General features: G+C 68.6%; 15 protein-coding genes. 10 read left to right on the plus strand and 5 right to left on the minus strand.

The genetic code is table 11. The features are described 5' to 3' along the window. Positions 1–161: 161 nt before the first annotated feature. Entirely contained in the window at positions 162–2,681 is a 2,520-nt protein-coding gene (locus AC1DF4_RS17640; RefSeq protein ID WP_476914095.1) for a DNA gyrase/topoisomerase IV subunit A, read from the minus strand. Positions 2,682–2,748: 67 nt separating this feature from the next. Between AC1DF4_RS17640 and AC1DF4_RS17645 the strand changes: the two genes are divergently transcribed. The 3 genes from AC1DF4_RS17645 (at position 2,749) to AC1DF4_RS17655 (ending at position 7,534) form a co-directional block, all read left to right on the plus strand. Beyond that, positions 2,749–5,439, plus strand: coding sequence for a bifunctional acetate--CoA ligase family protein/GNAT family N-acetyltransferase (locus AC1DF4_RS17645; RefSeq protein WP_476914096.1), 2,691 nt, complete (start codon positions 2,749–2,751; stop codon positions 5,437–5,439). Between the two features lie 111 nt (positions 5,440–5,550). Further along, a complete protein-coding gene (locus tag AC1DF4_RS17650; RefSeq protein ID WP_476914097.1) occupies positions 5,551–6,294 on the plus strand; it encodes a DUF5998 family protein in 744 nt (247 codons plus the stop codon). 16 nt (positions 6,295–6,310) lie between these two features. Beyond that, positions 6,311–7,534, plus strand: coding sequence for an alkaline phosphatase family protein (locus AC1DF4_RS17655; protein WP_476914098.1), 1,224 nt, complete (start codon positions 6,311–6,313; stop codon positions 7,532–7,534). 50 nt (positions 7,535–7,584) lie between these two features. Here AC1DF4_RS17655 and sepH read toward each other — a convergent pair whose 3' ends face one another. Beyond that, entirely contained in the window at positions 7,585–9,003 is a 1,419-nt protein-coding gene (gene sepH / locus AC1DF4_RS17660; RefSeq protein ID WP_476914099.1) for a septation protein SepH, read from the minus strand. Between the two features lie 355 nt (positions 9,004–9,358). On the opposite strand from sepH, the gene AC1DF4_RS17665 reads away from it, so the two are divergent. Continuing rightward, positions 9,359–9,658 carry a DUF4193 domain-containing protein gene (locus AC1DF4_RS17665; RefSeq protein WP_476914100.1) on the plus strand — a complete coding sequence of 100 codons (300 nt, stop codon included), beginning with the start codon at positions 9,359–9,361 and terminating at the stop codon, positions 9,656–9,658. Here AC1DF4_RS17665 and AC1DF4_RS17670 read toward each other — a convergent pair. After that, on the minus strand, positions 9,655–10,137 hold the full coding sequence (locus tag AC1DF4_RS17670; RefSeq protein ID WP_476914101.1) for a DUF3093 domain-containing protein: 483 nt from the start codon (positions 10,135–10,137) through the stop codon (positions 9,655–9,657). The two genes, AC1DF4_RS17665 and AC1DF4_RS17670, sit on opposite strands and share 4 nt — an antisense overlap. A 120-nt stretch (positions 10,138–10,257) precedes the next feature. Here AC1DF4_RS17670 and dut point away from each other — a divergent pair, with 120 nt between their 5' ends. From dut to AC1DF4_RS17690, 4 genes are all read left to right on the plus strand, one after another. Further along, complete coding sequence (gene dut / locus AC1DF4_RS17675; protein WP_476865315.1) at positions 10,258–10,758, plus strand: dUTP diphosphatase; 501 nt, start codon at positions 10,258–10,260, stop codon at positions 10,756–10,758. A gap of 180 nt (positions 10,759–10,938) precedes the next feature. Next, positions 10,939–11,700, plus strand: coding sequence for a DUF3710 domain-containing protein (locus AC1DF4_RS17680; protein WP_476914102.1), 762 nt, complete (start codon positions 10,939–10,941; stop codon positions 11,698–11,700). Continuing rightward, positions 11,693–12,142 (plus strand): hypothetical protein, encoded by a 450-nt coding sequence (locus AC1DF4_RS17685; protein ID WP_476914103.1) that lies wholly within the window; start codon positions 11,693–11,695, stop codon positions 12,140–12,142. Before AC1DF4_RS17680 ends, AC1DF4_RS17685 begins: the two co-directional genes overlap by 8 nt. Further along, on the plus strand, positions 12,139–12,918 hold the full coding sequence (locus tag AC1DF4_RS17690; RefSeq protein WP_476914104.1) for a DUF3159 domain-containing protein: 780 nt from the start codon (positions 12,139–12,141) through the stop codon (positions 12,916–12,918). Before AC1DF4_RS17685 ends, AC1DF4_RS17690 begins: the two co-directional genes overlap by 4 nt. Positions 12,919–12,979: 61 nt before the next feature. Here AC1DF4_RS17690 and AC1DF4_RS17695 read toward each other — a convergent pair whose 3' ends face one another. Both AC1DF4_RS17695 and AC1DF4_RS17700 read right to left on the minus strand, forming a co-directional pair. Then, complete coding sequence (locus tag AC1DF4_RS17695; protein WP_476914105.1) at positions 12,980–13,705, minus strand: potassium channel family protein; 726 nt, start codon at positions 13,703–13,705, stop codon at positions 12,980–12,982. Next, positions 13,706–14,377, minus strand: coding sequence for a potassium channel family protein (locus tag AC1DF4_RS17700; RefSeq protein WP_224049324.1), 672 nt, complete (start codon positions 14,375–14,377; stop codon positions 13,706–13,708). Between the two features lie 131 nt (positions 14,378–14,508). On the opposite strand from AC1DF4_RS17700, the gene AC1DF4_RS17705 reads away from it, so the two are divergent. Both AC1DF4_RS17705 and AC1DF4_RS17710 read left to right on the plus strand, forming a co-directional pair. Beyond that, the gene (locus tag AC1DF4_RS17705; protein ID WP_476914106.1) at positions 14,509–16,485 is read left to right on the plus strand and encodes an APC family permease; all 1,977 of its coding nucleotides are present in this window, start codon (positions 14,509–14,511) and stop codon (positions 16,483–16,485) included. After that, on the plus strand, positions 16,482–17,828 hold the full coding sequence (locus AC1DF4_RS17710; RefSeq protein WP_476914107.1) for a class I SAM-dependent RNA methyltransferase: 1,347 nt from the start codon (positions 16,482–16,484) through the stop codon (positions 17,826–17,828). The genes AC1DF4_RS17705 and AC1DF4_RS17710 overlap by 4 nt, the downstream gene beginning before the upstream one ends. Positions 17,829–17,872: the final 44 nt, after the last annotated feature.

Below are 17,872 nucleotides of genomic sequence, written 5' to 3' on the forward strand. Positions count from 1 at the left end.
GGCCCGCATCAGGGGTGCCGGGGTACGTGGCTGAGCCCCGTGCCGGCCATTCACCACGAATGGCCGCATTGGCAGGCCTTATAGCGGCCACTCGTGCTGAATGAGTGCGGCGGGCGTGACGAGCGCCCCCGGACACCCGCAGCCCCAAAACCCCAGCGGGCCTAGGCTTCCGCCCCGGGCTCCGGCTGCCAGGACATGCTCGGGCCAATCGCGTCGACGGCCTGGGAGAGCGGAATACCGGACCCGTCGCGACGGACGTGTTCGCCGGGAAGGGAGCGGGCCACCCCGGCCAGGGAGGATGCCTTGGCGGGGCCGTGGCCTGCCCACGCGAGGAGCAGGGTGTCCTCGCCCTTGAGGAAACGGTGTGCCCGGACCCCGGCGGTGGCGCGGCCCTTGGCCGGGTATTCGGAGAGGGCGGTCACCTTGGCGGCCCCCGGGGCGGTCCCGGGCAGTGCGCCGTCCGTACCGGCGATGGTGACGACGACGGCGTCGCTGTCGGCCGGGCTGGCGGTGCCGAAGAACATCACCCGGTCCCCGGCGGCCAGCTTGATGCCGGCCATGCCGCCGGCGGTCCGGCCCTGCGGACGGACCGCGGAGGCGGGGAAGCGCAGGAGCTGCGACTGCCGCGTCACAAAGACGAGGTCGACGTCGTCGGAAACTGCGGGGGCCACGCCCACCACGGTGTCCTTGTCCTTGAGCGCGATGACTTCCCAGTCCTCGCGGTTCAGCGGGTAGTCGGGCTGGACCCGCTTGACCACGCCCTGCGCGGTACCGACCGCCAGCACCTCATCCAGCGGCGCGAACGCCACGAGGGATTCGCCCTTGAGCAGCGTGATGAAGTCCTTGGCCGGCACCCCGCCGGCCAGGTTCGGCGTGCCGGAGGTCGGCGGCAGCACGGGCATGTCCATCACCTGGAGCCGGAGCATGCGCCCCTGTGAGGTGACGGCGGCAATCTCGCCGCGCGCGGACGTCTTGACCACGGAGGTGAACACGTCGTGCCGGGTCCGCGGGCCGGACTCGGCGAGGCTGTCCTGGTTGGCGGTGCGTGCGATCTGGCCGGACGCGGTCAGGATCGCCCAGCAGGGATCGTCCGCGATCTCGAGCGCCAGGGGTGCGGCCTTGCCCTTGGCTCCCGGCGCGGCGGCCAGGGCGGCGACGGTGGGGGAGACGGCCTCGGATTCGAGCAGGACGGTGCGGCGCGGGGTGCCGTATTTCTCGGCGATCTCGGCCAGCTCGGCGGAGACGAGGGCGCGGAGCCGCTCGCTGGAGCCGAGGATGGCTTCCAGCTCGGCGATCTCGCGGCGCAGCTCGTCCTGCTCCTTCTCGAGTTCGATCCGGGAGTACTTGGTCAGCTGCCGGAGCCGGAGCTCCAGGATGTAGTTGGCCTGGATCTCGGAGAGGTCGTAAATGGACATCAGCCGGGTCCGGGCCGCGGCCGCCTCGTCCGAGGAACGGATGATCTGGATGACCTCGTCGATGTCCACGATCGCGATCAGGAGGCCTTCCACCAGGTGCAGGCGGTCCTTCTTCTTGCCGAGGCGGAAGGCTGTGCGGCGGCGGACGACGTTGATGCGGTGCTCAACGTAGACGGAGAGCAGCTGCAGCAGCCCGAGGGTCTGCGGCTGCCCGTCCACGAGGGTGACGTTGTTGATGCCGAAGGAATCCTCCATCGGCGAGTAGCGGTACAGCTGCTGGAGCACGGCGTTGGGGTTGAAACCGTTCTTCAGCTCGATCACCAGGCGGAGGCCGTGCTTGCGGTCCGTGAGGTCCACGATGTCGCTGATGCCGGTGAGTTTCTTGCCGTTGACGGCGTCCTTGATCTTCTCGATCACCTTCTCCGGGCCCACCATGTACGGCAGTTCCGTGACCACCAGACCGGTGCGGCGGGCCGAGAGCTGCTCGACCTCCACCTTGGCCCGGGTCTTGAACGAGCCGCGGCCCGTGGCGTAGGCGTCGCGGATGCCGTCCAGGCCCACGATCCGGCCGCCCGTCGGCAGGTCCGGGCCGGGGACGAACTTCATGATGTCCTCGAGCGTGGCGTCCGGGTGATCGATCAGGTGCCGGGCGGCGGCGATCACTTCCACCAGGTTGTGCGGGGCCATGTTCGTGGCCATGCCGACGGCGATGCCGGTGGCGCCGTTGACCAGCAGGTTCGGGAACGCGGCCGGCAGCACGTCCGGCTGGGTCAGCTGGTTGTCGTAGTTGGGGACGAAGTCGACGACGTCCTCGTCGAGGTGGTCCGTCAGGGTCAGCGCCGCGGCCGCGAGGCGTGCCTCGGTGTAGCGCGGGGCCGCCGGGCCGTCGTCGAGCGAGCCGAAGTTGCCGTGGCCGTCGATGAGGGGCAGGCGCAGCGAGAAGTCCTGCGCCATGCGCACCATGGCGTCATAGATCGCCGTGTCACCGTGCGGGTGCAGTTTGCCCATGACCTCGCCCACAACGCGGGCGCTCTTGACGTGGCCGCGGTCGGGGCGGAGGCCCATCTCGCTCATCATGTACAGGATGCGCCGCTGCACCGGTTTCAGGCCGTCGCGGGCGTCCGGGAGCGCCCGCGAGTAGATCACCGAATAGGCGTACTCGAGGAACGATCCTTCCATCTCCGACGTGACGTCGATATCGACGATATTCTCTACGAAATCCGGGCTGGCTTCCCCTGCCGGGGACGTGGTTTGGCGGCGTGCCATGAGGCTGGTGGGTCCTTCTGAGGGGTGCTGAACGTGTGCTGCAAAAGTTTATGACTAGGCTAAGCCTATGGTGGATCAGCCCGCGGACGGCGTATATCCGGAATATTGGGAAGCCGATGTTGTCCTGCGCGACGGCGGGACGGCCCATCTGCGCCCGATCCACCCCGCCGACGCCGACGCCGTCCAGGCCTTCCACGGGGGGCAGTCGCAGAAGTCCATCTACATGCGGTTCTTCGCGTTCAAGTCCAAACTCTCCGCCAAGGAACTCAAACGGTTCACCGAGGTGGACTACAAGGACCGCGTGGCCCTCGTGATCACCATCGGCGGAGAAATCATGGGCATCGGCCGGTACGACCGGCTCGATGACCCCGAAGAAGCCGAAGTCGCGTTCAACATCGCCGACGCGCACCAGGGCCGGGGCATCGGGTCCATCCTGCTCGAACACCTCGCGGCCGCCGCCCGGGAAAACGGGATCCGCAAGTTCAGCGCCGAGGTGCTCCCGGAAAACCGCAAGATGCTGATGGTGTTCTCCGACGCCGGATACGACGTCAAACGCCACTTCGACGACGGTGTGGTCAGCCTCGAATTCAACATCGACCCCACCGACAAGTCCCGCGCCGTGATGGAGTCCCGCGAACACCGCGCGGAGGCCCGCAGCATCCAGGAACTGCTCGCCCCGTCCTCCGTGGCCGTGATCGGGGCCAGCCGCAAATGGGGCACCGTGGGCTACCAGCTGCTGGAGCACATCATTGAGGGCCGCTTCACCGGGCCCGTCTACGCGATCAACCCCGAGGCGTTCGAGCTCGCCGGCATGCTCTCCTTCGCCCGGCTTTCCGAGGTGCCGGGCCCCGTCAATCTCGCCATCATCGCCGTCCCGTACGCCGAGGTCCCGAAAGTCGTGGAGGAATGCGGCGCCGCGGGGGTCAAAGGGATCGTGGTGGCCACGGCCGGCTACGCGGACGACGGCGAACGCGGCCTCGCCCGGCAGCGTGAACTCGTCCGGCAGGCCCGCGCCAACGGCATGCGCGTGATCGGCCCCGCGTCGCTGGGCATCATGAACACCAACCCTGCCGTGTCCCTCAACGCCTCGATGGCGCCCTCGCTGGGCCGACGCGGCGGCCTGGGCCTGTTCAGCCAGTCGGCAGCGATCGGCGTCTCCCTCTATGCGGCCTCCAGCCGGCGCCGGGTCGGGATCTCCACGTTCCTGTCCGCCGGCAACCGCGCCGACGTCTCCGGCAACGACATGATGCAGTTCTGGGAGGACGACGCCGACACGACCGCCGTCGGGCTGTACCTGGAATCGATCGGCAATCCGCGCAAGTTTTCCCGGCTGGCCCGGCGCCTGGCCCGGACCAAGCCGGTCATCGTGGCCAAGTCCGACGCGATGGGCCTCGGGCTGCCTCCCGGCCACGCCGTCCGGACTACGCAGGCCCCGCCGGACGCCTTGGACGCGATGATGCGCCAGGCCGGCGTGATCCGCGTCGAGACCATCGAACAGCTTATGGACGTCGCCCAGATCGTCTCCAGCCAGCCCCTGCCGAAGGGCCCGGGAGTCGCCGTGTTCAGCAACTCCCGCGCGCTCGGCAAGGTCGTCGCGGACAGTGCGACGGCGCAGGGTCTCGGGGTGGAGCGGATAGTCACCGACGTCGACCTCGACGCCGGGATGTCCGTGGCGCTGCCGGCGCTGCGGCACAGCCTGCAGGAAGTCCTCACCGCCGACTCCGTCCACGCGGTGGTGGTGGCGCTGCTGCCGGCCCACGGCCTCACCGTGGAAAAGATCGCAGGAGTGCTTGCCGAATGTTCGGTGGCGGCCGGCAAACCCGTCGTGGCGGCATTCAGCGGGCTGCTGGACCCGTCCATCTATGTGGAGGGAATGGTGGGGGACCAGGCGGGATCAACGGTGGTTCCTTGCTACTCCAACCCCGGGGCGGCAGTGGCCGCGTTAGGATCCGTGGTCCGCTACGCCCAGTGGCTGGGCCGAGACCAGGGCCTGTTCGTGGAACCCGAGGGCTGCGATCCGGACGGCACGCACGATGAGCTGGAACGGCTGCTGGACAAAGTGGGCGGCGAGCATCTGGTCCGGCTGGACCCAGAGACGGCTGCGGGCCTGCTGGCCCGCTACGGCATCAGGGTGGTCCCGTCCGTCGGCTTTGAAACGGCCGATGAGGCCGTCGCCGCCGCGGACCGGCTCGGCTGGCCCGTGGCGTTGAAGACCACCGACCCCGCGCTGCGGCACCGGCTGGACCTGGGCGGGGTGCGCCTGGACATCCAGGACGCGGACTCGCTGCGGCGGAATGTGCTGGAAATGCGCAAGTCGCTGGAACGCTACGGCTCCCCGTCGCTGGAAGTGCAGACCATGGCGCCGGTGGGACAGGCCTGCACCTTCCGCGCCATCGAGGACCCGTTGCTGGGCCCGGTGGTGTCGTTCGGCCTGGCCGGTGACGCCGTCAACCTGCTCGACGACTGGGCCCACCGGGTGCCGCCGCTCTCCGGCTCCGACCTGCATGACTTCATCCGGGCGCCCCGGGCCTCGCGGAAACTCTTCGGCTACCAGGGCCTGCCGGCCGTGGATGCCAGGGCGCTGGAGGACCTCGCCGCCAGGCTGACCAGGCTCAAGGACAACCATCCGGAAATTGCCCTCGTCGACTTCAACCCCGTGCTCGCCGGGCCGGAGGGGGCAGCCATCCTGTCCGCCGACGTCCGGATCGCGAACGCCGCCCAGCGCACCGACAGTGCCCGCCGCGCCATGCGCAGCTGACAGCCTTGGGACAGCCCTAGGCACGCGGCGGCGAAGCGCCGGGGAGCGGCGGGGCGCCGCCTGGCCGGCGAGGGTTAGCATGTCCCCAGCCGATCTGTGAAAATGGAGACCATGAGCTTTCAGTCTCCGACACCCAGGCCCCAGGCGACCATCTCCGGACGCCCGGGCGCGCACCACCACGGCCTGCATGACCACAGTGCGCAGGGTCAAAGCCTGGAAGGGGCGCTCCAGCAGGCCGGTTTCTACCCCCGGCTGGTGGCCGACGTCGTCGCCGACGCCCTTGACGGGCGCGACTGCGTGGCGCACCTCGTGCACCTCGAGACGCACTTCGACCGCGCCGAGGTCCGCCGCCACATCACCGTACTGGTCCTGACCGAAGACATGCTGGTGATCACCCACGTGGACGACCAGCAGCTCGACGAGGCGGGGGAGCAGACGGTGGCGCAGGTCTCCACTGAATCCGTGCCCGTGACGCAGATCGGCTCCGTGGTGCTCAGCTACGTGTACGCCCAGCCGCAGGACTACAAACCGTCGGATCCGGTCCGCGAGCTGACCCTGTCCATCGCGTGGTCCGGCGGCCAGCGCCTCGACATGGGCCCGGCCAGCTGCGGTGACCCGCAGTGCGAGGCCGACCATGGCTACAGCGGCACCATCGCCCAGGAGGACATCGTGCTCCGGATCAGCGCCGAAGCCGACGGCCTGCAGGCGGTCCAGGACGCCAAGCTGTTCGCCCGTGCCTTGCGCGCCGTGAACACGGGATCCTCCGCCCCGGTGCCCCACACCGGCCCCGGGCTCCCGCCCCGCCCGCGGATGGGTGTCTTCGGGAGCCGCGTCAGCCGCGGCCACCAGCGCTGAGATGGCGCCGGTCCGCGTGCCTGAACCGTTGTCCTCCGCCCCGGCCCCAGTCCGGACCACAGCCGGGAGCCTTCCCGCAGCCCCGGCCTTCGGTGACCGGTCCGTCGCCGAGGTGCTTACGAGCGCCGCGGCCAGCCTGGGTGTTCCCGGCTTCGAGAACCGCCTGAACCTGCCCGCCTCCCAGCGGGTCTGCGTCGTCCTCGCCGACGGTCTGGGCCGCAGCCTGCTGAAGCAGAAGTCGGCGCACACACCGTTCCTTCGCTCCGTCATGCAGTCCGGCCAAGGGCAGGTGCCCGTCTCCCTGGACTCCGCCTTCCCCTCCACCACCGCAGCCTCACTGGCCAGCTTCGGCACCGGACTCGCAGCCGGGCAGCATGGCATGGTGGGTTACGACGTGCTGGACCCGGACCAGGACCGGGTGGTCAACATGCTCGGCGGCTGGGACGCCGGCGTCGATCCCCAGGTGTGGCAGCCGTTCCCCACCGTATTCGAACGTGCCGCGGAACACGTCGACGTCGTCACGGTCAGCCTCCCGCAGTTCAGCGACTCCGCCATGACCCGGGCCGCGCTCCGCGGTGGCCGGCATGTCACCGCCCTCACCTCCCACGCCAGGACCGCGGCCGCCGCGGAGGCGATGGCCGGTGCCGGCAGTTCCCTGATGTACTTCTACGTCAACGAACTGGACAAGGCCGGGCACCGCCACGGCTGCCAGTCCCCGCAGTGGGAGCACCAGCTCGAGGAACTCGACGCCACGGTGAAGCGGCTCAGCGCCACCCTGCCGGCGGGCACCACCATCCTGCTCACGGCGGACCACGGCATGCTCGACGTGCCGGAATCCCAGCGGATCGACTATTCCGCCGACCCTGACCTCGTTGCAGGGGTCCGCCACACGGCCGGCGAGCCGCGGATGGTCCACCTCTACTTGGAGGGGGCGGAGGGCGACGCCGGCCGCTCCCGCCTGATCGATGCCTGGCGTGCCCGCTTCGGCGAGCGGATCTGGGCTTTCACCCGCGAGGAAGCCATCAACGCGGGGCTCTTCGGTGAAGTCCGGGCCGAGGCCGCCCCGCGGATCGGCGACGTGATGATCGCTGCCCGGGACCCGCTGGCGTTCTACGACACCCGGCGCGTCCGGCCCACAGCCCTCGACGTGGTGGGCCAGCACGGTTCGCTGACGAAAGCCGAACGCGAAGTCCCGCTGCTCTGTTTCCAGGCGGACGGAAAAAGGGCCCCCCGCGCCTGACCGCGCATTTGCACTGCCAACCCCGGGGCCCTGGTTGTCCGGGGACTCAGCTAGTCGCCGCGGGCTCCGAAAACGATTTCGTCCCAGCTCGGAATGCTGGAGCGCTTCGGCTTCGCCGGCTGGCGTTCCGGTTGCTCCGCATCGCGGTCTTCCCGGGCCGGGGCCGGGGATTCACGCTGCTGGCGCCGCGAGGTTCCGCCGCCCAGCAGCTCGTCCAGCCCCGGGCTGGAGGTGGGTCCCTGCTGGCCCACGGGCCGCAGCTGTGACGCCGCGATGGTGATTTCCCGGGTTTCGGTACTGACGCCGTCATGGAGCTTCAGGGTATCGTCCGGCGCGTCCTCATGTCGCGGAGCCAGGGTGAGGCGGGACATGATCGAGGGCCGGCCGTCGCGCCGTCGCTCCCACGGATCAGAGACCGGACGGGGTTCCGTCCCGGCTGCCTGCACGTGCTCCGGCTCCGGCGCAGCGGCCCCGGATTCGGCTCCGGGGGAATCGCCGCTGTCCGTTCCGCCGCTGTCCTGATTGTCGTTGTCGTGCTCATCGCTGTCTGGGCCGGCCGGGACTTCCGCAAGGATCTCGGAGGGCCGCGGGTGGGCTGCGGGGACACCGTTGGTCAGCAGCTTGGCGAGGGCATCGTCTGCGTCTTCGTCCACTCCGAGGCGCTGACCGCGGCGGGAGCGCAGCATGTCCAGCAGCCCGTCGGATTCCTGTTCCTGGTGCAACTGGAGCTGCTGGACCACCTGGAGCTGGGCGGTTGCGGTGCGCGCGGCAGCCTCCGCGTCAGTTTCAAAATCAAAGGGGCGGTCCGAGACGGCGGTGAGCCGGCGGGCCGGTACGGGACCGTCGAGGGGCTCCAGTTCGCTGAGCTGCTGCGCCCACCGGTTCGCGTTCTGCAGGGATTTCCGGGCCGGGCTGAACGTCCACATGGCCGGCGGTTCCTCGCCGATACCGGCGGGGCCGCCGGGCTTGGGTTCGAAGCGGGCCACCACGTTCCAGCTGCCATCGGGACGCCGCCAGGAGTCCCACTCGACGGTGGAAGCTTCAATGCCGTGCGCGCTGAGCCGGTGGGCCACCATGTCGCCGAGCGACGCCGGGTGGTCACCGAACACCGAACGGTACACGTCGTGGCCGGGGGCGGGGGCGGCGACTTCCACTTTGCGGGCCTGCTGGGCAACGTACTCGCGCTCGGCGAGTACCGGACCCTCGTAGCGCTGGACCTTCGCGAGCGGAATGCCGGAGAGTTCCGCCACCTCTGTCGCCGTCGATCCGCTGCGGATCCGCGCCTGGATATCGCGCGGAGACATGGCAATAGGGGTAGCCGCCGCGACGGACGCGGCTTTGGCCGTCGTCCGGCTGGCTGCCACCCGAAGTGCTTCATCGATTGGCAGCTGGAACATCTCGCCGCCGGTGCCGCTCAACAGGAGATGCTCCCCGTCGTCGTGGACGCCTACAAGCCGTAGATCCTGCATACAAATCCTCCACCCTGGCATTACTAACAATCGAAACTCTGCCACCGATGCGGGCCAATTCGGGTGAGGACGGAGGGCGCGCCGTGATTTTCCGCGAATTTACGCCAGTTTTGGGCCCATTGGCAGTTCCCCGGGTCTTCCGGTCCAGGATGCGGCGGCGGGGGCCGGCCGTCACAGACCAGAGGACTCTGGCTTTCACTGGAGGCTTAAGCAAAAATGACCCGACATCGGGCACAAAAACCGCGTGGCCGGCGTTGACACCGGAGAACCGCTTCCGGGGTCCAGGGCTACAGCCCGGAAGGACCACCGGGCACGGCGACCCAACCGAACGACTGCGGAGTGTGAGCGACAAATAATGGCGACAGACTACGATGCGCCACGCAAGACTGAGGAGGACCTCAGCGAGGACTCCCTTGAGGCGCTGAAAGCGCGCCGCACGGAAAAGCCGTCCGCAGTGGTCGATGAAGACGAATCGGACCTTGCCGAGGGCTACGAACTCCCCGGCGCGGACCTGTCAGGGGAGGAGCTGCTGGTTCTTGTCCTGCCGGCCCAGGCCGACGAATTCACCTGTGCGTCCTGCTTCCTGGTCCGGCACCGTTCGCAGATTGCCCGCGAGAAGGACGGCCTGAAGTACTGCAAGGACTGCGAAGGCTAGGAGTTCAGCGCGGCGATCAGCCGGTCCGGGTGGCGGGTGGACGTCAGCCAGTAGGGGGTGCGGTCTGAGGGGTCGGTGATCTCGATGCGGACCACCGGATCGATCCACCCGCGGATGCAGAGGAAGGCCAGGCCGTTGAGGCGGGTGCCGCGTTCGGCCGTCGCCTCCGCGGCCCGGAAGGCGGACGCGGTACCGACGAAGCGGCGTTCGATGGTGGCCCGGCCGACGCGCAGGGTGGAGCCGGTGACGGTGATGGCGGGGGTCGAGAGGACCAGCAGCACCGCGATGATGACGAACAGGACCACCGCCGCGGTGAGCCCGGCGGCCAGGCTGATGGGGGCGAACACCAGGATCCCGGCGCCCGACAGTCCCGCCGCCACCAGCCAGATCCAGACGTTCGGCCAGAGCTTCTCGTTGTACAGAACGGCGTCGCTGGGGGTGCTGTTGGGGGCAGGCACGGCTGCACTGGATTCGGGCATAGGCCCAGCTTTCCACTTTTTCCGGGCTATTTCACCTTGGCCCCTGTTGCAGCCGTGGCCGTCCCTTCCCACCGGCCGCGGCTAGGCTGATGTTCCCCGCTGGCGTTAGAGTGAGGGACTGTGACTGAAGAAACGACTGCCGTAGAGGCAGTGGCAGAATATGGGACCCCCACGCTGACGGTTCAACTGAAAATGCTCGACGACGGCCTGGAGCCGCCGTCGTATGCGCACCCTGGCGACGCCGGAGCGGACCTGCGCGCCCGCGAGGACGTGGTGCTGGAACCGGGGGAGCGCAGGCTGGTCCCCACGGGTGTTTCCATTGCCCTCCCCGATGGTTTTGTGGCCCTGATCCACCCCCGCTCCGGGCTCGCCACGAAGCACGGCCTGACCGTGGTGAACGCCCCCGGAACCGTCGACGCCGGCTACCGCGGAGAAATCGCGGTGACGCTGCTCAATACCGACCGCCGGCAGGCGATCGAACTCAAGCGCGGCGATAGAATTGCACAAATGGTTATTCAGCGCGTGGAGTACGCCCGGTTCCTGCCCGTCCAGGAGCTCAGCGACTCGGTTCGCGGCGGCGGAGGCTTCGGATCCACCGGCGGCTTCGGCGCGCCGGTCTGACCGGCAGCCGGCAAAACCCGCAGTATTTACGCAGGGACTTTTGAGCAGGACTTATTTGCAGGACGTATCAGCCGGCCGGAGTTTCTGCAGGGGCACAGAATGAAACAGCAGCAGACGGCGGGCGCCACGCGGACGCGGGGCGGCGCGGCGGCACAGGATCACAACTAAGGAGACAACCCCATGGTTTTTGGGCGTGGCAGGAAAGCCAAGCAGGAACAGCTGACCGACCCCGGGGAAACCCAGGAGGCAGTTCCTGACGCTTCCGCCGAGGACTCCGCCGCACCCGGCGCTGTTGCTCCCGGCTCCGCCGGGTTCACTTCCGCTGTCCCCGGCCGCGGGGCCACGGGTCCCTTCGACGTCTCGGAGATCGAGGACCAGGACGGCTATGTGGACCTCGGTGCACTCCTGATTGCCCCCGCGGAAGGCCTCCAGCTCCGGCTCGAGGTCGAAGAGGCCACGCAGCGCGTTGTGGCCGTCACCATGGACCTGAACGGCTCAAGCCTCCAGCTCCAGGCTTTCGCGGCGCCCCGCTCCGAGGGCCTTTGGGACGAAATCCGCGAGCAGATCGGCCAGTCGGTTGGCAGCCAGGGCGGCCAGATCGAGGAAATCCCGGGCGGCTTCGGCATCGAGCTGCTCGCCAAGCTGCCGGCCGGCGGCGCCGACGAAAGCCACGGCTACCGCGTGGCCCGCTTCATCGGCGTCGATGGTCCGCGCTGGTTCCTCCGCGGAGTGTTCGGCGGCGAGGCTGCCGTGGACCGCGACGCGGCCGCCGGGCTTGAGAGCCTGTTCCGGCAGATCGTGGTGGTCCGCGGTGAAAACCCGATGCCGCCGCGCGACCTGCTGCAGCTCCGCCTGCCGAAGGACAACGCCGCGCCAGCACCGCAGTCGGCTCCGGACCTCGAGCGGCCCGAACGTGGACCGGAGATTACCCAGATTGGCTGATGCCCCCCGCCCGGATCCGGCCTCTTCCGTCTCCGTGAGGGGGTTGCCGGACCGCGGCCGAGTGGTGTGCCACGGCTACATCGAGTCGGTCACCTACGCGCCGGCAAGCCAGGTGGCTGCCTTCACCGCGGTCGTCGTCGACCACGACGCGCCCATCATCAAGGCACCCGGCGCCAAGATAACCCGTGCCGCGGCGGTTCCCGCGGGGTCCGCAGCCGGCGCTGCCGCACCCGCCGCGCCGCCGGCCGCTGCGGGTGCCCGGCGGCACCGGCCCTTCGGCCCCAAGGACCGGCTCCGGGTGGTCTGGCTGGGACGCCGCCGCATCCCCGGCGTCGAGGCCGGCACGGAACTCCGCCTCCAGGGCATGGTCACCGTGCGCGACGGCCTGCCCACCATGTTCAACCCCCGCTACGAAATACTCTCCCGCCAGGAGGAGCAATGACTTTGCCCGAGAAACCTGAGACAGCAGCCGGGCAGGGATCGGCCGGGAAGGATACGGCTGACCAGCCAACGGCTGACCAGCCCGCGTCAGACCAGCCGACAGCAGACCAGCCGACAGTGGCGCAGCTCGCCGAAGGCTACGCGGCCAAGGCCGGCCTGCACCGTTCCAGCAACGGCAACATCGACGTACTCAAAAGCGCCGGCGGGATCCAGGGCATTGCGGAGAGCATCCTCCCCGGCCTGGTGTTCCTGGTCGCGTTCACGATCACGCGTGAGCTGCCGCTGGCCCTGATCCTTGCGCTGGCCGTTGCTGCTGTTTTCACGGTCACGCGGCTGGTCCAGCGCAAACCGCTGACGCAGGCGCTGGCGGGGATCGCCGGCGTCGGGCTCTCCGCGTGGCTTGCCAACAGCACGGGCAAGGCGGAGGACTTCTATGTCCTCGGGTTCTTCACGAACGCCGGCTACATCGTGGGCATGGCCATCTCGATTGCCGTCCGCTGGCCTTTTGCCGGGCTGATTTTCGGGTTCATCCGGAACGAGGGCCTGGACTGGCGGAAGAACCCTGCCAGGGTCAAGGCCTACCAGATCGGCACCTGGGTGATTATCGCGGTGCTGGCCCTGCGGCTGGTGGTCCAGGTTCCGCTGTACTTCATGGGCGACGCCGGTTTCGCCGCCCTCGCTACCACCCGGCTCCTCATGGGCGCACCGCTTTACATCCTGGGCATCTGGGTCGCCTGGCTGCTGACCCGCCCCGCACCGGCCGACAAAACCAGTTGAGCTGGCAGTTGGAGTGGTTATCCGGGCGGAATAACCACTCCAACTGACAGCGCAAATTCAACTAGCCGTCGAAGCCGTCGTCCGCCGCGGCGGGGAGCTGTTCGTCAGCGTGCTCATCATCGCCGGTCGACTCGGGCGAGAGCAGGGCACGCAGCTCGTCCTCGGCCGCGATCGTGGTCACGAAGAACAGCTCGTCGCCGCCGTCGATCACATCGTCACGGCTCGGGGTGATGGGCGCCTGGTCCCGCAGGATCGCCACGAGGGTCGAATCCTCCGGCCAGTCGATGCTGCCCACCGTCAGGCCGATCACGTGCGAATCGTGGGGGACCGTGAACTCGACCAGGGATGACACCCCGGTCTGCAGGGTCAGGAGGCGCACCAGGTCGCCGATCTCCACCGCCTCCTCGACGAGGGCGGTCATGAGCTGCGGGGTGTTGACCGCGACGTCGACGCCCCAGGAATCGTCGAACATCCAGTCGTTCTTGGGGTTGTTGACCCGGCCCACCGTCCGCCCGACGCCGAATTCGGTCTTCGCGAGCAGCGAGACCACCAGGTTCACCTTGTCATCGCCGGTCGCGGAGACCACGACGTCGGCGTCCTCCAGTTTCGCGTCCTGCAGGGTGCTCAGCTCGCAGGCATCGCCGACCAGCCAGTGCGCGCCGCGCAGGCCGCTGCGCCCGATCACCTCGGGCTTCAGGTCGATCAGCAGGATCTCGTGTTTGTGGGCCAGCAGTTCGCGCGCGATCGAGGAACCGACGCTTCCCGCCCCGACAATGACGACTTTCACTTAGGACTCCTTGGCGGGGGACTTGGCAAGAATGTGCGCGACTTCGGTGCTGCGGTCCACGCCGAGCATCGCATGGACGGTGTCGCCGTCCTGGTACAGGGTGCCGGCCACCGGCAGCATGCCCTCGCCGAAGCGGGTCAAATAGGCTACGCGGATTCCGGCGGCTTTTTCGATCGAGGTCACCGGGTGCCCGATCCACTCCGGGTCCAGGTCCACCTCGGCCAACACAAGCCGGCCCGAGGGATCCCGGAAGTCGCCGGCGAGGTGCTGTTCGGGCAGGATCCGCCGAAGGACCTGGTCGGCGCTCCAGCGCACGGCGGCCACCGTGGGGATGCCCAGGCGCTGGTAGATCTCGGCACGGCCCGGATCGTAGATCCTGGCCACAACGTGGGGGACGTGGAAGGTTTCGCGGGCCACGCGCGTGGCAAGGATATTGGAATTGTCACCGCTGGAGACAGCTGCGAACGCATAGGCGTCCGCGACGCCGGCCTGCTTCAGGGTCTCCCGGTCGAAGCCGACGCCGGTGACCTTGCGGCCCGTGAAACCCGCCCGGAGCCGCCGGAATGCGCGGTCGTCCTGGTCGATGATGGCCACGGAATGGCCCGCGTCCTCGAGGGTGTGCGCGAGGGTTGCCCCCACCCGGCCACAACCCATGATCACGAAGTGCGCCAACCGTGCCTCCTATAGTTCCTTTGACTGCTGCTGCGTAAAACAATACCGGCCACCGCCGCGCGCCGAGCCCGCCGCCGGGCGGGGATGGCCGCCGTCATGACATCGCGTGCGAATGGGACTAGCTTTGTGTGGTGCCGACAATTTTCAATGCCGTGAAGCGGGTGCTGGTAGGCAGGCCCTTCCGGAACGACAGCCTGGCCCACACCCTGTTGCCCAAGCGGATCGCCCTGCCCATTTTCGCCTCCGACGCGCTGTCCTCCGTTGCGTATGCGCCGGACGAAATTCTCCTGACGCTGGCGCTGGCCGGCGTCAGTGCCGTGGCGTTCTCGCCGTGGGTCGGCCTGGCCGTCATGGTGGTGCTGCTGACGGTTGTCGCCTCCTACCGCCAAAACGTCCACGCCTACCCCTCCGGCGGCGGCGACTATGAGATCGCGAACGAGAACCTGGGCAAGTACGCCGGGCTCACCGTGGCTTCCGCGCTGCTGGTCGACTACGTGCTGACCGTCGCCGTGTCGATGTCCTCCGCCGCCACCTATCTGACCACCGCGGTGCCCGCGCTGCACGGCCAGCAGGCTGCCATCGCGACCATCGGCGTGGTGATCCTGGCCCTCGTGAACCTGCGCGGCATCAAGGAGGCCGGCAGCGTCTTCGCTGTCCCGACCTACATCTTTATGGCGTCCATCCTGGGCATGACGGCCGTCGGCGTCTTCCAGGCCGTCACCGGCCAGCTGGGCGAGGCGCCCTCGGCGGCGTTCACGATCGTTCCCGCGGAAGGCTTCGACGAAGGCCTCGTCGGCCTTGCCGGTGCGTTCCTGCTGCTTCGTGCGTTCTCCTCCGGCGCCGCTGCGTTGACCGGCATTGAGGCCATCAGCAACGGTGTGCCGAACTTCAAGAAGCCCAAAAGCAAGAACGCCGCGACGACGCTGTTGCTGCTCGGTGTGATCGCCGCTTCCATGCTGGCCGGCATCATCTACCTCGCCAATGCCACTAAGGTGCACATCGTGCTGGACCCGGCCACCGAGTTCCTGCTGAACGGCCAGCCGCTGCCGGAGGGCTACATCCAGAGTCCGGCGATTAGCCAGATCGCCCAGACGATCTTCGGCGGCGGGTCTATCTTCTTTTTCATCGTGGTTGCCGCCACCGGGGTAATCCTCGTGTTCGCGTCCAACACGGCGTTCAACGGGTTCCCGGTGCTGGGATCGATCCTGGCCCAGGACGGCTATCTGCCACGCCAGCTGCGCACCCGTGGGGACCGGCTGGCCTTCAGCAACGGTGTCCTGGCGCTGGCCGCCGGAGCCCTGGTGCTGATCATCGCGTTCAACGCCGACGTCACCAAGCTCATCCAGCTCTACATCGTGGGCGTCTTCATCTCCTTCACGACGAGCCAGCTCGGCATGATCCGGCATTGGGGCCGGGAGCTGAAACTCGCCAAGGACCCGGCGGTGAAGCGGCGGATGGTCAAGTCCCGCACCATCAACACCATTGGCTTCGGGATGACCGCACTGGTGCTGGTGATCGTCCTTATCACCAAGTTCCAGCAGGGCGCGTGGATTGCGCTGCTGGCCATGTTCGTGCTGTTCCTGATCATGTGGAGCATCCGGGCGCATTACGACAACGTGGCCAAGGAACTCGCCGTGGACGAGGACACCTCGCCGCGGGCCCTGCCCACCCGCGTGCACGCCGTGCTGCTGGTCTCGCACGTCCGCAAACCGGTGCTCCGGGCGCTGGCCTACGCACGCGCGTCCCGGCCCTCCCGGCTGGACGCCATCACCGTGGACATCAGCCCCGAAGAGACCGAACAAACGGTCGCGGACTGGGAGAAGCTGGAAATCCCGGTACCGTTGACCGTGCTGGCCAGTCCGTTCCGCGAAACGGTGACGCCCATCATGGAATACATCAAGAACATGCGCCGCGATTCGCCCCGCGACCTGATTGTCGTCTACATCCCCGAGTACGTCGTCGGCAAGTGGTGGGAGCAACTGGTCCACAACCAGACCGCGCTGCGCATCAAGACCCGGCTGCACTTCGAGCCGGGCGTGATGGTGGCCAGTGTGCCGTGGCAGCTGAAATCATCCGAAGAAGCCAAGAGACTGCAGGACATCCAATGAGCTCCGAGACCCAGACGCAATCCTCCACCGAACTGACCGTCGACGTCGGCCCGGTCGCCCACGGCGGCCACTGCGTGGCCCGGCACGAAGGGCGGGTGGTCTTCGTCCGCCACGGCATCCCCGGCGAAAAGGTCCGGGTCCGCCTCACGGAGTCCGGCCCGGACGCCAAGTTCTGGCGCGGCGACGTCGTGGAAGTCCTGGAACCCTCCCCGGACCGGGTGGAACACTTCTGGGACCTTGCAGACTCCGCCCGCTCCTGGTCCCACCGCCACCCTCCCGTGGGCGGCGCCGAACTCGGCCACATCTCCCTGGAGCGCCAGCGCAGCCTCAAGGCTGAGGTGCTCGCCGAACAGCTGCGCCGCCTGGCCGGCGTCGAACGTCCCATCACCGTGGAAGCCGTGGGGGAGCCCGGCACGCCCGCGGCGGCCGGCCTCGCCTGGCGGACCCGCGCAGGGTTCGCGGTGACGCCGGCCGGGAAGCTCGGCATGCACGCGCACCGTTCCGACACGGTCCTCCCCGTCGGGGAGATGCCCCTGGCGGCGGCTGCCATCAACGCGCTCCGGCTCTGGGACATCGACCTGCAGGGCATCGAACGCATTGAGGTGGCCGCCCCGGCCAACGGCTCCCGCCCGCTGGTGCTCCTGGTCCCGGCCGCGGGAACCCGCGCGAAGAGGCTTAGCGCGGTCCTCGCCCAGCTGCCCGAGGACGTCTCGGTGGCCAGCTTCGATCCGGTCAAGGGCGAGGTCCTGCGGCTGCGTGGACGCACCTATGTGCAGGAGACCGCCGCAGGGCACGACTACCGCGTCACGGGCGACGGATTCTGGCAGATCCACCGGGACGCACCGGACACCCTCGCGGGCGCGGTCACCGGCTTCCTGCACGACGGCGGCTTCCTGGACGCCGGCGCCGCTGTGGCCGACCTGTACGCGGGGGCGGGGCTGTTCACGGCACCGCTCGCGGACGCCGTGGGTGTCACCGGGTCCGTCCTGTCCGTCGAAGGGTCGCCCGGCACCAGCCGGGACGCGCGCAAGAACCTCCATGACGCCTCCCAAGTCGAGATCGTCCAGGGCCGGGTGGAACGGGTCCTGCGTGAGAAAGCCCGCACGTTCGACGCCGTCCTGCTGGACCCTCCCCGGGCCGGCGCGGGCAAGGCCGTCGTGAACCAGCTGGTTGAAGCCGGGCCCCGTGCCGTCGCCTATGTGTCCTGCGATCCGGCGTCCTTTGCCCGCGATGTGGGCTACTTCCAGCAGTCCGGCTGGGAACTGAACGGGCTGCGCGCCTTTGACCTGTACCCGCACACCCACCACATGGAGACTGTGGCGCTGCTGACTCCCAGGGCCTGAGGCCACTAGGATGGGCGGAGTAGTCCGACGTCGCGCTCCGTAAT

The organism is Arthrobacter sp. 05N429, from assembly GCF_056397045.1.